Origin of the sequence: Nocardioides sp. HDW12B, assembly GCF_011299595.1 — a bacterium.
In the GTDB taxonomy this organism is placed as follows: Bacteria; Actinomycetota; Actinomycetes; order Propionibacteriales; family Nocardioidaceae; genus Marmoricola_A.
On record NZ_CP049867.1, the window covers coordinates 1,546,384 to 1,560,387 of the forward strand.

Annotated in this window: 10 protein-coding genes; 5 read left to right on the forward strand and 5 right to left on the reverse strand. The window is 73.8% G+C overall.

Annotated elements, in window-relative coordinates; genetic code table 11:
- Positions 1-48: 48 nt before the first annotated feature.
- Positions 49-1,455 carry a lytic transglycosylase domain-containing protein gene (locus G7072_RS07305; protein ID WP_166084965.1) on the reverse strand — a complete coding sequence of 469 codons (1,407 nt, stop codon included), beginning with the start codon at positions 1,453-1,455 and terminating at the stop codon, positions 49-51.
- A gap of 163 nt (positions 1,456-1,618) precedes the next feature.
- Between G7072_RS07305 and G7072_RS07310 the strand changes: the two genes are divergently transcribed.
- Entirely contained in the window at positions 1,619-2,746 is a 1,128-nt protein-coding gene (locus G7072_RS07310) for a glutamate--cysteine ligase (RefSeq protein ID WP_166084967.1), read from the forward strand.
- Positions 2,747-2,783: 37 nt separating this feature from the next.
- Here the strand turns inward: G7072_RS07310 and G7072_RS07315 are convergent, their stop codons facing one another.
- Positions 2,784-4,088 (reverse strand): nucleotide pyrophosphatase/phosphodiesterase family protein, encoded by a 1,305-nt coding sequence (locus tag G7072_RS07315; protein WP_166084968.1) that lies wholly within the window; start codon positions 4,086-4,088, stop codon positions 2,784-2,786.
- A complete protein-coding gene (locus tag G7072_RS07320) occupies positions 4,088-5,770 on the reverse strand; it encodes an alkaline phosphatase D family protein (protein ID WP_166084970.1) in 1,683 nt (560 codons plus the stop codon). The genes G7072_RS07315 and G7072_RS07320 overlap by 1 nt, the downstream gene beginning before the upstream one ends.
- Positions 5,771-5,934: 164 nt before the next feature.
- Between G7072_RS07320 and G7072_RS07325 the strand changes: the two genes are divergently transcribed.
- Positions 5,935-9,324: a DEAD/DEAH box helicase gene (locus tag G7072_RS07325; RefSeq protein ID WP_166084972.1), complete on the forward strand. Its 3,390-nt coding sequence runs from the start codon at positions 5,935-5,937 to the stop codon at positions 9,322-9,324.
- 91 nt (positions 9,325-9,415) lie between these two features.
- On the forward strand, positions 9,416-9,787 hold the full coding sequence (locus G7072_RS07330) for a PLDc N-terminal domain-containing protein (RefSeq protein ID WP_166084974.1): 372 nt from the start codon (positions 9,416-9,418) through the stop codon (positions 9,785-9,787).
- A gap of 36 nt (positions 9,788-9,823) precedes the next feature.
- On the opposite strand, the gene G7072_RS07335 is transcribed toward G7072_RS07330, so the two are convergent.
- Positions 9,824-11,236 carry a wax ester/triacylglycerol synthase family O-acyltransferase gene (locus G7072_RS07335; protein ID WP_166084976.1) on the reverse strand — a complete coding sequence of 471 codons (1,413 nt, stop codon included), beginning with the start codon at positions 11,234-11,236 and terminating at the stop codon, positions 9,824-9,826.
- A gap of 166 nt (positions 11,237-11,402) precedes the next feature.
- Here G7072_RS07335 and G7072_RS07340 point away from each other — a divergent pair, with 166 nt between their 5' ends.
- Together G7072_RS07340 and G7072_RS07345 are read left to right on the forward strand one after the other, a co-directional pair.
- A complete protein-coding gene (locus G7072_RS07340) occupies positions 11,403-12,539 on the forward strand; it encodes an FUSC family protein (protein WP_166084978.1) in 1,137 nt (378 codons plus the stop codon).
- 82 nt (positions 12,540-12,621) lie between these two features.
- Entirely contained in the window at positions 12,622-13,143 is a 522-nt protein-coding gene (locus tag G7072_RS07345; protein ID WP_166084980.1) for a hypothetical protein, read from the forward strand.
- Positions 13,144-13,189: 46 nt separating this feature from the next.
- Here the strand turns inward: G7072_RS07345 and G7072_RS07350 are convergent, their stop codons facing one another.
- On the reverse strand, positions 13,190-13,951 hold the full coding sequence (locus G7072_RS07350) for an SDR family NAD(P)-dependent oxidoreductase (protein WP_166084982.1): 762 nt from the start codon (positions 13,949-13,951) through the stop codon (positions 13,190-13,192).
- Positions 13,952-14,004: the final 53 nt, after the last annotated feature.

The window sequence follows — 14,004 nt, forward strand, 5'->3', positions numbered from 1 at the left end:
GTCAGCCCCTTCGTCGTGCGTGCTGGGGTCAGGCGTCGACGCCGCGCGTCACTGCGAGGTGATCGAGTCGGGGTCGTAGGTCACGATGACGGGCAGGCCGATGTAGGGCTCGAGCTGCGCCGTGGTGAACCCGGTGATCTCGGTGCCGTTGACGTAGAAGAGGCCGTCGACCTGCTCGAGGACACCACTGATGGTGGCGGCCGGGGCGGGCGGGTCCGTCGGCTCCTCGGCCGGCGGGTCGGTCGGCTCCTCGGCCGGCGGGTCGGCCGGCGGGTCGGTCGGCTCCTCGGCCGGCGGGTCCGTCGGCTCGTCGGTGGGCACGTCCACGGGCGGGGCCGTCGGGGTCCCACCGTCGGTCGGGCCACCGTCGGTGGGATCGGTCGGCGCAGGCGTGCTGCCGTCGCCGCCGGGAACCGTGCCGGGGCCGTTCCCGTTGTCGTTGCCGTTGGACGAACCCGTGTCGCCCTTGTCCGTCGAGGCGTCAGCGTCCTTGACCGCGGCGGCCGTTCGGGCGGCGACCACGGCGCGGTCGGCGGTGAGCGTCGGCGCCATCGGAGCGATCAGCGAGATCGCCTGCAGGCTGGTGGCGCCGGGAGCGGCGCTGTACGGCGTGACGCCGTACGCCTCGAGGTACTCCGCCTCGAGGCGGGTGGCGAGGACGCTGTAGGCGGGCGAGGGGTTGAACCACTTCAGGGCCGTCTGCATGCCCTTGTCCGCGGCGGCGTCCTTCTCGGCCTTGTCGGCCTTCTTCCCCGTGTCGCCGGCCTTGTCGGCCGCCGCGCACAGGTACACGCCGACCGCCAGGGCGGCGTCGTCGAGGTCGTCGGGGGTGCGCTTGCCGTTGCCGTCACCGTCGACGCCCACGTAGGACCAGGTGGAGGGCAGCAGCTGCATCGGGCCGACGGCACGGTCCCAGCGACGGTCCTCGTCGAAGCGGCCCTCGTCGGTGTCCGCGACCTTGGGCAGCGCGCCGCGGCCGTTGAGCACGGCGCCGCGGATGGCCGGGTCGGCCTTGCCGCTGTTGCGCAGCTTCGCGCCGTCCTTGGTGCCGTGGCCGGACTCGATGCGGCCGATGGCGGCCAGCATCGACCAGGTCACCTGGCAGTCGGGGTCGGCCTTCTGCATGGCCTGCGCGGCGAAGACGTAGGAGCCCAGGGCCCGGTCGGAGATGGTGCCGGCCTCGAGGTCCTTCATGCGGGAGACGACGGTGCGGCTGGCGGCGGCGAGGTCGCGGCCGGCGACGGCCGGCACCTCGACGGAGACCCGCTCGCTGGGCTCGTAGTCGATCCCGCCGGTGGCGAAGCCGCTGTCAGCGCTGTCCTCGGTCGGCGGGACCACGGTGTCGACCGGCTCGGACGAGCTGACCAGCGACGCCGGTCCTCCCGGAGCGGTGACGGCGATGAGAGCGAAGGCGGTGGCAAGCCCGGCTGCTGCACGGGTGCGCTTGACGATCACGGAAAGGGTCCCCCCAGAAGAGAAAGAAGATGCCCGCCAAGCGTAGGGGATCAAACGTGATCCCGAACACCGGTCTGGGAGGAATGTCCGATCTTCGGGGTCTCCGTCACGACATGCAGGACGTTGGGCCCCAGGGCTCGGGACCGTGTGCTTCGCTGGTGCGGTGCGGATCGACTTCACGCCCTCCCCGGCGCCCACCCTCGGTGTCGAGTGGGAGCTGGCGCTCGTGGACCGCTCGACCCGCGACCTGTCCAACACCGCGGGCGACCTGCTGGCCTCCGCGCGCCCCCGGCTGCCCGACCCCGGTCGGCTGCACCAAGAGCTGCTGCGCAACACCGTCGAGGTGGTGACCGGCATCTGCCCCACGGTCCGCTCGGCCGCCGACGACCTGCGCAGCACCCTCGAGGTGGTGCTCGGCAGCACCGACGCGCTGGGAGTCGACCTCATGGGCGCCGGCACCCACCCGTTCGCCTCCTGGTCCGAGCAGCAGCTCACCGAGGGCCACCGCTACGAGGAGCTGATCAACCGCACCCAGTGGTGGGGGCGCCAGATGCTGATCTGGGGCGTGCACGTCCACGTCGGGATGCCCGACCGGGAGCGGGTGATGCCCGTGCTCTCCGCCGTGCTCAACCACTACCCCCACCTGCTGGCGCTGTCGGCCTCCAGCCCGCTGTGGGCCGGCACCGACACCGGCTACGCGTCGAACCGCGCCCTGATGTTCCAGCAGCTGCCCACCGCCGGGCTGCCCTTCCAGTTCACCCGGTGGGAGGAGTTCGAGAGGTTCGCCGAGGACCAGACCGTCACAGGGGTCATCGACACGCTGTCGGAGATCCGCTGGGACGTCCGCCCCGCCTGCCACCTCGGGACCCTGGAGAACCGGGTCTGCGACGGGGTCTCCGACCTGCGCGACCTGACTGCCCTCGTGGCGCTGGTGCAGTGCCTGGTGGTCGACCTCGACACGCGGCTGGCCGCGGGGGAGACCCTGCCGACCATGCCGCCGTGGCACGTGCAGGAGAACAAGTGGCGCGCCGCGCGCTACGGCCTCGACGCCATCGTGATCCTCGACGAGCACAGCACCGAGCGCCTCGTGACCGACGACCTGCACGACCTCCTCGAGCGCCTCGCGCCGGTGGCCGAGCGGCTGGACTGCACCACCGAGCTGGCCTCGGTCGCCGACCTCGTCGAGCGGGGCGCCTCCTACCAGCGGCAGCGCCGGGTCTCCGAGGCCACCGGGGGCGACCTCCGGGCGGTCGTCGACAGCGTCGTCAGAGAGCTGCCCGCGTCCCTGTGACGCGGGCCCGCCGTCCCGTCGGCCTCCAGGGCAGGCGTCAGGGCAGGCGCGACCGTCCGTCGTACCCGCCCCGGGGTGCTCCGAGGCCGAAGAAGCGGCCCACCGTGGGCGCCACGTCCATCGTGTGCGCCCGCGCGGTCGACGACCCCCGGCGTACGGCGTCCGCGCCGCCGGCGAGGAAGAACGGGATCGGCAGCGTCGCGGGGTGACCGTGGTTGCCGGGGATCGGGTTCGAGGTGTAGTCGGGGTCGGAGAAGCGCCACCCGGCGCGGCAGTAGACGACCAGGTCGCCGGCCTCGGGCCCGAGCCGCAGCTCGGCCGGACGGTGGACCGACAGCACGCCGGGCGTCGCCAGCGCGAGACGGCGCATCGTCCGCAGGGCGTCGTCACGGCGGGCCCGCGGTCCGGTCCACGACAGGAGGTCGGCGCCGCCGTTGTCGGCGATCGCGACGCGCCCGGCCAGCAAGGCGTTCGCCTCGAACACCGAGCTCAGGTTGATCACGGCGTCGGGGGTCGACCAGTCCATGGAGTGGTCGGCGAGGACCACCACCAGCGAGCGCTCCCAGCGGCCGCTGCTGCGCAGCAGGTCCACGAAGCGCTTCACCTGGAGGTCGGTGTCGGCCAGCGCGAGGCGACGCGCCAGCTGCAGCGTGGTCCCGGTCAGGTCGGAGTGCCCGAAGCGGTCGATGTCGCCGAGGTTGACGAAGACCAGGTTGGGGTCCACCTCCTCGACCATGTCGAGGGTGGCGTCCATGGTCGCCACGTCGGGGGCGTGCCCGCTGATCGGGATGATCGGCTGCGGCTCCCAGCGGTAGGTCGCCCGACCCCCGAAGATCCCGTAGAGGTACTCCTTGGACAGCACCGTGCCGGTCGTGAAGCCGGCCCGGTTCAGCCGGGAGATGACGGTCGGGAACCTCAGGTCCGAGGGACGGTCCAGCGTGCGCACCTCACCGAGCTCGCGGTCGTAGACCGTGTTGGCCGGGACGCCGGTGCGGTCCGGGCGCACGCCGGTCATCATCATCGTGTGGTTCGGGATGGTCTCCATGACCGGCAGCGACTGGGCGCGCGGGTAGTCGAACCCGCCGGCCCGCAGGCTCGCCAGGGTGGGGGTCAGCTCGGGCGTGATCTCGCCCGGCCGGCAGCCGTCCACGACGAGGACGTAGGCGCGCCGACGCCCGCGAGCGGCGTACGCCGGGGCGCCGACGGCCGCGCTGACGAGGGTCGCGGCGCCCGCGGCGCCGGCGACGCCGCCGACGCGCAGGAGGGTGCGGCGGTCCAGGTCCGCGCCGAAGCGACCGGAGTCAGGACCAGCACCGGACGAGGAGCTCGGCAGGTCGCACATCAGCCGTCGATCCCCTGCTCGACCCGGGTGACGCTCTGGGAGTTCACGGTGGTGGCCCAGCTCTGCTCGCGGCGGCTGCCGGCGTCGCGGTCGCGGCGGTCGCTGATCACGAAGTAGTCGACCTGCAGCCGGTCGCGGGTGACGTCGACGACCGAGTAGCCGTGGTCGTCGAAGTTGAGGTACTTGATGTGCCGGTTGGCGGTCTTGATCGCCTCCTCGACCGCGATGCTCGAGGTGCGCGGCGGCGAGCCGGTGATGTCGTCGAGGTTGTTGCTGGTCACGCTCGTGCAGACGAACTCGGTGGCCACGGAGTCCGTGACCGGGTAGGTGCTGGCGTCCAGCGGCACGTCGCACGCCCACGCGGAGTGGATGTCGCCGGTGAGGAAGACGGCGTTGAGCACGCCGTGGTCGCGCAGGTGGGCGAGCACCTCGCGCCGGTCGGCGGTGTAGCCGTCCCACTGGTCGACGTTGTAGGGCACCCCCTCCGGCGGCAGCAGCCCGGTGGTGTCCTGGATGCCCTGCAGGGCATCGGCGGGCAGGTTCGCCAGGCGCACCGGCGCGATCATGACGGGGTTGCCCACGACCTTCCACAGCGCGCGGTCCTCGGCGAGCGACTGCTTGAGCCACGCCATCTGCCGGTCGCCGGTGATGGTGCGCGCGGGGTCGTCGACCGCCGGCTCCACGGGAGCGGCGGCCTGCTTCGACCGGTAGGTGCGCAGGTCGAGCATGGACAGCTCGAGGAGCCGGCCGAAGCGCAGCCGGCGGTAGAGACGGGTGCCGTCCCCGACGGCGGCGGCGTCGCCCATGCGGGTCGGCATCCACTCGTCGTACGCGCGGTGGGCGCGGGCCCGGCGGGCGAGGTAGTCGCCCTCGGAGGAGTCGTGGTTCTCCGCGCCGCGGCGCCACTGGTCGTTGGTGACCTCGTGGTCGTCCCAGGTGGTGACGAAGGCGGCCTTGGCGTGCAGGCGCTGCAGGTCGGGGTCCTGCTTGTACTGCGCGTGCCGGCGCCGGTAGTCGCGCAGGCTGACGATCTCCTTCGGCGGGTCGTGGCGGCGGATGTCCTCCTCGCCCTGGCCGTAGCCGTACTCGCCGGGGCCGTACTCGTAGATGTAGTCGCCCATGTGCAGCACGGCGTCGAGGTCGTCGCGGTCGGCGAGGTGGCGGTAGGGCGAGAAGAAGCCGGCCTGCAGGTTGGAGCAGGAGACCAGGCCGAAGCGGAGGTGGCCGTTGTCGGCGCCCTCGGCCGGAGCGGTGCGGGTGCGCCCGGTCCGGCTGGTGCCGCCCCCGTAGGTGAAGCGGTAGAAGTAGTCGGTGGCCGGGCTGAGGCCACGGGCGTCGAGCTTGACGGTGTGGTCGCGCCCGGAGCCGGTGCGCACGCGACCCGACGCCACCACCCGGCGGAAGTCGGGGTCGGTGGCGACCTGCCACCCGACGGTGACGGTTGGGCCGGCGCCGCTGCCGGGCTGGGCGGCCTCGGTCGGGGTGACCCGGGTCCAGAGCAGGACGCTGCGTGGACGGGGGTCGCCGCTGGCGACGCCGTGGCGGAAGTGACGGCTGGCGGCGGACGCTGGGCCGCCCGTGGCGCCGGCCACGGTCAGCGCGGCGGCGGAGGCTCCGGCGGTGGCGATGAGGGTACGGCGGTCCAGGGCGAGCGGGCTGGACGGGGAGGTCGGGGGGGTCATACGTACACCAACCCACTTTCTGCGCGAAGGTGACGGCCTGCGCCGCCCTGTTCACCCAGACTTCACCGGTTCGGCGTCGTTGTCAGTCGTTTGCCGGGGTCGGCACGCACCTGTGACCGCACGCGTGGGGCGTCGTGGGGGTGGGGCCGCATAGGGTCGCCGTGATGTCGATCTGGAGCCACTTCGACGAGCCGGAGCTGATCCGCACCTTCGGCCGCGCGACCTACGAGCGGGGGCGCGAGTACGCCCTGTCCGGCTCCGTCCTGGGGCTCCAGGTCCAGGACTCCGGTGCTGCGGTCACCCTGCTGCAGGGCGACGTCACCGGCAGTCGCACGTTCGACTACGCCACGAGCGTGACGCTGGTGGACCAGCCCGGCTCGCCGTGGCTCGACTCCCGCTGCACGTGCCCGGTCAGCCGGCTGTGCAAGCACGCCGTCGCGGTCGTGGTGGCCGCCCGCGAGCAGGAGGAGAGTGGAGCGGGCCGCGGCCCGGACTGGGAGCGGGTCCTCGACGAGGTGCTCGACGAGCTGGCCGACGCCGCCGGGGAGCAGGCGACGCCCACCCGCGACCTCGGGCTCGAGATCGGCCTGTCGCAGGCCTCCGCGGGCGCCGGGCGGGGCGCGTGGGGCAGCGGGCGCAGCCGCGCCGCCGGGTCCGACGACGCACCGGCACCGGGCCGGCTCCGGGTGCGGCCGGTGCAGCGCAGCCTCAAGGGCACCTGGGCCCGCACCCACGTGTCGTGGACCGAGGTGCCGAACCTCGAGCACCGCGCCGACGTCGACGTCGCGCAGGCCCGCGCGCTGACCCAGCTGCTGGCCGCCCACCAGGTGACCAACCGCCAGACCTGGCCCGGCGCGGAGCCGCAGCTCGCGCTGGGCTCGTTCGGTCCGTCGCTGTGGTCCCTGCTGGACGCGGCGGTCGCGACCGGGGTGGCGCTGGTGCCCGGCAAGGACGTCCGGTCGTTGCGGCTGGCCGAGACGACGGCGCGGGTGGCCCTCGACGTGAGCGGGCAGGCGGGTGCGCCGTCGGACCTCGCGGCCGGGAACCCGGCCGACGGGCCGGTGGAGGACCTGGGCGTCCGGCTCGGGGTGCGGCTCGACGGCGACTGGCACCCGGGCGCCCGGGTCGAGGTGCTGGCGCCGGTGGCCGGGTCCGCCCGTGCCGCCGCGCCGACGGGGCACGGGGTGGCCCTGTGGGACGGCGAGGACGGGGTCTGGGACGTGCTGCTGGCTCCGGTCGACCGGCCCGTCGGGGCCCGGGTCGGGCGTGCGCTGCGGGCAGGCGACCGGTTCGTCGTACCAGCGGGGGAGCGGGAGCGGCTCACCGGCGACTACCTGCCCCGGCTGCAGCGCCACCTGCCGGTCGGCTCCTCCGACGCCAGCGTGGTGGTGGCCGAGGCCCCGCGCCCCCGCCTGGCGCTGGAGGTGACCTGGGCCGCGGTCGACGAGGTGGCGCTGTCGTGGTCCTGGCGCTACCGGGCCGGGGCCGACGACCGGGTCTACGCCCTCGGTGACACCCGGGGCCTGCGCGGGATCCGGGCGCCCGAGCAGGAGGCCTCGATCCTGGCCGCGCTGCGGCTCGACGAGGAGCAGACCTACCGGCTGTGCGGCGGGCGTCGCGAGCACGGGCTCATCGGTGAGCAGGTGATCACCGGGCCTGCGGTCATCGGGTTCGTCGACGACACCCTCGTGCCGCTGGAGGCGTCGGGACAGGTGGAGATCGAGGAGACCGGGCACCGTCCGGACTTCACCGAGCTCCACGAGCAGCCGGAGGTCAGCTTCACCTCGGCTCCCGAGCAGCCCGGGCCGGGCAGCCCGACCGACTGGCTGGACCTGCAGGTGGTGATCCGGATCGGCACCCGGCCGCTCGGGCTGGCACAGGTGCTGGAGGCGATGACGCTCGGGGCCGAGCGGATCATCCTGCGCGACGGCGCCCACGTGCGCATCGACCGGCCCGAGTTCGCCGAGCTGCGCGCGCTGGTGACCGCGGCGCGCGAGCTGGTCGAGCAGCCCACCGACGGGGTGCGGGTCTCCCGCTCCGACCTCGGGCTCTGGGCCGAGCTCGCCGACCTCGGCATCGTCGACGCCCAGGCGTCGGCCTGGACGCGGGCGGCGCTCGCGCTGCGCGACCTGGAGGGCCTGCCCGAGGTCGAGCCGGACGTCGACGCCGAGCTGCGTCCCTACCAGCTCGACGGGTTCCGCTGGCTGGCGTTCCTGTGGTCCCGCGGTCTGGGCGGGATCCTGGCCGACGACATGGGGCTGGGCAAGACGCTGCAGACCCTGGCCCTCGTCGCCCACGCCCGGCGGGAGGGGTCGGCGCCGTTCCTCGTCGTCGCGCCCACCTCCGTGGTGGCGACCTGGGCCCACGAGGCGGCCACGTTCGTGCCCGGTCTGACCACCCGCACCGTCACCGAGTCGCGCGCCCGCCGCGGGGTGGGGCTCGACCAGGTCGTCGACGGCGCCGACCTCGTGGTGACCTCCTACACGCTCTACCGGATGGAGGCCGCGGAGTACGCCGCGCGCTCCTGGGGCGGGCTGGTCCTCGACGAGGCCCAGACCGTGAAGAACCACGAGGGCAAGACCTACCAGGCCGTCCGGCGGCTCGACGTACCGTTCCGGCTGGCGCTCAGCGGGACCCCGATGGAGAACCGGCTGATGGAGCTGTGGTCGCTGCTGTCGATCGTCGCGCCCGGGCTCTACGCCTACCCCGACCGGTTCCGCGAGGCGGTGGCGAACCCCGTCGAGAAGGAGGGCGACCAGCAGGTCCTCGAGCGCTTCCGCCGCCGGATCCGGCCCTTCCTGCTGCGGCGCACCAAGGACCTGGTGGCGCGCGACCTGCCGCCCAAGCAGGAGCAGGTCCTCGAGGTCACGCTCACCCCGCGGCACCGGCGGATCTACCAGACCCACCTGCAGCGGGAGCGCCAGAACGTCCTCGGCCTGCTCGGCGACTTCGACAAGCAGCGGATGGCGATCTTCACCTCGCTCACCCGGCTGCGCCAGCTGAGCCTCGACGCCTCCCTGCTCTCCGAGGAGTACGCCGGCACCGGCTCGGCCAAGATCGACACCCTCGTCGACCACCTGCAGGAGGTCCTGGCCGAGGGCCACCGCGCGCTGGTGTTCAGCCAGTTCACGTCGTTCCTGCGGCGGGTGCGCGACCGGCTGGACGCCGAGGGCATCACCTCGACCTACCTCGACGGCGCCACCCGCCGCCGGGGCGAGGTGGTCAGCGAGTTCAAGGAGGGCGACGCGGGCGTCTTCCTCATCAGCCTGAAGGCGGGCGGCGTGGGGCTGACCCTCACCGAGGCCGACTACGTCTTCGTGATGGACCCGTGGTGGAACCCGGCCGTCGAGGCGCAGGCCGTCGACCGGGCGCACCGCATCGGGCAGACCCGGCCGGTGATCGTCTACCGGATGGTCTCGGTCGACACCGTCGAGGAGAAGGTCATGGAGCTCAAGGCCCGCAAGGCCGACCTCTTCGCGCGCGTGCTCGACGGCGGCGGGGGAGCGGGCACGCCGCTGACCGCCGACGACGTCCGCGCCCTCTTCGACGACTGACGCGCCGCGACTCGCGGACGCGCGGACCGTCCGAGCCCTACCATCGGCCCACGGAGGCCGACGCCGGGCCGTCCGCGGACGAGGGGGAGTCATGCTGCGACTGGTCGAATTCGCCGGGCCGGTGATCCTGGTGCTCTGGATCTACTGCGTGGTCAGCGTGATCCTCACCCCCGACGGTGCCACCCGGAACCTCCCCAAGCTCGCCTGGCTGTTCCTCGTGTTGCTGTTCCCGCTGGTCGGCAGCATCGCCTGGCTGGTGGCGGGACGCCCCGACACGGCCGGCTCGCGCCGCTCGTCCCACGAGCGGGAGGCCCCGGCGTTCCCCGAGTACGACCGACCGGGCCGCGCCGCCGGCGTCACCGCGGAGTCCGACGAGGAGTTCCTCCGCCGGGTCCGCGAGCGCGCGGAGCAGCAGCGCCGGACCGAGCAGGAACGACGGCGCCGGGAGGCCGGCGACGCCTGACGACGTCAGGCCGACCGCCTCGCGTCGTCGACGACGTCAGGCGGAGATGCCGCAGGCCTCCTCGAGGCCGGACAGCTCGTCGTCGAGGTGGGTCAGCAGACGTTGCAGCTTCGGAGCGGTCCGGCGACAGCCGGTGAGGCCGAAGTTCATCATACCGTTGTACGACGTGCAGGTGACGTTCATGGCCTGCCCGTGCACCGGGATCGACATCGGGTACATGCCCTGCAGCTCCGCTCCGCTCATGTAGAGCGTCGTCCGCGGACCCGGCACGTTCGAGATCACCAGGTTGAACGGCGGGCGCGTGATGCCCTGCATCCGCAGCATCGGCTGCAGCACGACCGGACTGACGCCGAGCCCGCTCATGGCGAGGATCTGCGTCGGCGTCATGCTCGCCAGCGCCTCCTTGCCGGCGTTGACCGAGCGGTGGATCGCCTCGAGGCGGGCACCGCTGTCGGGCTCGTCGGTGGCCAGCTTCACCATGATGGTGCCCACCGCGTTGCCGCCGGAGGCGTCCGCCGACTGGGCCGAGTCGAGCTTGAGGCTGACCGGCACCATCGCGATCAGCGACTGGCTCGGCAGCTCGTCCATCTCGAGCAGGTAGTGCCGCAGCGCGCCGCTGCACATGGCCAGCACCACGTCGTTGACGGTTGTGCCGGAGGCCTTGCCGATGGCCTTGATGCGGTCCAGCGACCACTGCTGCGCCGCGAAGCGCCGAGCGCCGGTGATCTTCTGGTTGAGGATCGTGCGGGGTGCGTAGAGCGAGATCGGTGCGGTCTCGTTGCGCAGGCCGCGGTTGAGGGTCTTGAGGAGCGCGAAGGGCAGTCCGGCCGCCTCCGAGCTGACCGCCAGCGCACTGCGGAACGCTCCCACCGGGAGGTCCATCAGGCGCTGGCTGGTCTCCTCCTGGTCCCGCTCGGCCTTCGCGGCCGCCTGCCGCGCCGCCCACGCCGGCGGGGTGTCGGTGACGGAGGGGTCGGTGTCCATGGTGGCCTGGAGCAGCCGCATCGCGGCCACGCCGTCGACGAGCGCGTGGTGCAGCTTGCTGTAGATCGCGATGCGCCCGTCCTGCAGGCCCTCGATGAAGTGCAGCTCCCACAGCGGCCGTTCGCGAGCGAGCCGGGTGCCGTGCAGCCGTCCGCACAGCTCGAGCAGCTCGCGCACCCGTCCAGGGGCGGGCAGCGCGCTGTGGCGCACGTGGTACTCCAGGTCGAACTCGTCGTCCTCGGTCCAGAACCAGGTGCCGGCGGTGGTCAGTGAGCGCTTGGGGCGCTTGAGGTAGAGCGGCGCGATGTCGGTGACCTGCAACGAGCGCTCGAACTGCTCGCGCCCCCACTCGGGGCCGGCGCCGTCGGGCGGGGTGAACAGCTGCAGCCCGCCGACGTGCATCGGGGTGTTGCGCGACTCCGCCAGCATGAAGCCCTGCGCGGTCGGGTCCATCGGCACGAACATGGGTGTCCTCTCGTCCGCCGACCCTCGCCGGGCCCTGGCCGGTCATCGGCCGTCCCGGCCATCCTGAGTCATCGTCGGCACTGCCACCATGCGCCGTGGACGCACGCCCAAACCGCGATGACGGTCCCGGTTCGCCAGGCGGGCCCGTGCGCGGGACGATGGGGCCATGACGGCGAGCAGACCCGCGGGCGCGGGCGCGACACCGGCGTGGGACCTCGCCGTACGCCGCGGCCGGTCCTCGGCGCGCGCGCGGGTGGCCCGGCTCCGGGCGAAGTCCTGGCACGTCGGGCAGGCCGCGCTGGCCGCCGGTGCGGCCTGGTTCGTCGCCTCCGACCTGCTCGGACACCCCAACCCGTTCTTCGCCCCGATCGCGGCGGTCGTGAGCCTCGGCACGTCGTACGGCCAACGGCTCCGACGGGTCGCGGAGGTGACCCTGGGCGTCGCCATCGGCGTGCTCATCGCCGACCTCGTCGTCATCTGCATCGGCAGCGGGTGGTGGCAGCTGACGGTGGTGGTGGCGCTCGCGATGTCCGCGGCGCTGCTGCTCGACGCCGGGGTCGTCTTCGTGACCCAGGCGGCCGTGCAGTCGATCGTGGTCGCCTCCCTCATCACCGACCCCAGCCAGGCGCTGCTGCGCTGGACCGACGCGCTGGTCGGGGGCGCGGTCGCGCTGGTCGCCGCGACGGTGGTGCCGCGCGCGCCGCTGCGGCAACCGGGGCTGCAGGCGGCGCGGGTGCTCGAGAAGATCGCGGGGCTGCTGCGCGGTGCCGGCCAGGGGCTCGGGGACGGCGACGTGGAGGAGCTGCTCGACCTGCTCTCCGACGCCCGCACCACGGACGTGCTCATCGGCGAGCTCACCCAGGCCGCCGGCGAGGGGCTCTCCGTCGTGGCCTCGTCGCCGTTCCGGCTGCGCCACCGCGGGGCCGTGCGCCAGATGTCGGAGCTCGTCGAGCCGCTCGACCTGGCGCTGCGCAACACCCGGGTGCTCGTGCGCCGGGCCGCGGTCGCGGCCTACCGCCGCGACCCCGTGCCGCCGGGGTACGCCGTGCTGTGCGCCGACCTGGCCGACCTGGTGGACCGGCTCGCCGAGGAGCTGCGCGGAGACCGGCACCCCGAGGAGCTGCAGGCCGAGCTGGTCGCCCTCGCCGAGGCGAGCTCGCGGGTGGAGCGCACCGACGAGCTGTCCGCCGAGGTGGTGCTGGCGCAGCTGCGCTCGATCATCGCCGACCTGCTCCGCATCACCGGGATGGGGAGCCTGGAGGCCACCGACGCGATCCCGCCGCTCGGTCGGGACCGGCCCTGACCCGCCCCCGACCGGACGCGGTCCGGGGTGCCCGACGCGCCGTTGTGCACCGGCGGAGGCGCTGATGCCTCACAATCGACCCGTGCCCGACCACGACGAGACCGCCGGAGCCCCCGCTCGCGACGCGTCCGCCCCCGACGCCGACGACGAGGCGACCGACGCGCCCGCCGACACGTCCGCCGACACGTCCGCCGACACGTCCGCCGACACGTCCGCCGAAGAGCCCACGACGCCGGCGGAGCTGCCCGACCAGCCGCCACGACGGGCCAAGGGGCTGGGGGTGGGCTACCGGGCCGACGAGGTGGACGCGTTCCTGGCCGAGCTCTGGAAGGCGCTCGACCGCCCGCAGCCGGCGATGGCGCCGTACGAGGTGGCCGACGCCCGCTTCAAGGCGACGCGGCTCCGGCGGCGCTACCAGATGCGGTCCGTCGACGACTACCTCGAGCGGATCCAGGCGGTGCTGCGCGAGCGGCACGGCGCGGACGCGGTGGCCGACATCGAGGGCCATCTCTCGACGCCGCGGCACGTGCGCACGGGCTGGATCTACGCCATCGCGCTGGTGCTGATCGTCGTCATGCTCGCGTTCGCCTTCACCCAGCTCTGACGCGCCCCGGCGCGCGCCGGCGCGCCCCGACCCGGGCCGTCGCGGCTCACCGAGCGGGGTGGCGCACCTCGCTGGCCCAGGACGCCACCGGCTGCCGGGCCGCGGCCAGCAGTGCCGAGGCGACGACGTCGGGGTGGAAGGTCGAGCCGGGGTCCTTCGGCGCCAGCACCCCGTCGACGGTGACCGAGACGGCGCGGACGCCGCTGTCGGCGAGGTGACGGTCGAGGCTCCGCACGAGGTTGCGCACCCCCGCCTTCTGGACCCCCAGCGACGCGGCCGACGGGTCCGGGGAGTCCGCGGCGGCGCTGCCCGTGACGGTGATGCGGGCGTCGGGGGACAGGAACGGGTGGGCGGCCTGGACGGCGGTGAGCAGGGCGCCGACGCCGAGCGCGACGTCCTCGGCCAGCTCAGCCGGCGTCAGCTCCAACGGGGAGCGGGCCCGGTAGGCGCTCGGGTTGAAGTGCAGCAGGTCCACCCGGCCCAGCTGCTCCGCGAGCCGCGTCAGCGTGGCGCCCGCCGCGGCGTGGTCCGTCACGTCGGCCACCGAGGTCAGGGGTCGCGGCGCGTCGGGAGCGAGCGCGGCCACCTGCTCGGCGAGGTCGCCGAGCACCTCCTCCTCACGGCCGACGAGCGCGAGCACGTAGCCCTCGCGGGCGAGCAGCCGGGCCAGCGACCCGCTGACCCCGGGACCGGCTCCCACGACCAGGGCCGTCCGTGGACCGGCTCCCGTGTCGGCTCCCCTCACGGCGGTCGCGTCGGCGGTGGTGTCGGACGGCGTCGCGTCGGGACCGGTGCTCGTGGCGCTCATGGGTCGGAGGCTACTCGCGGCCGCTCGGGCGGGACCGCTCCGGGAGGACCGCT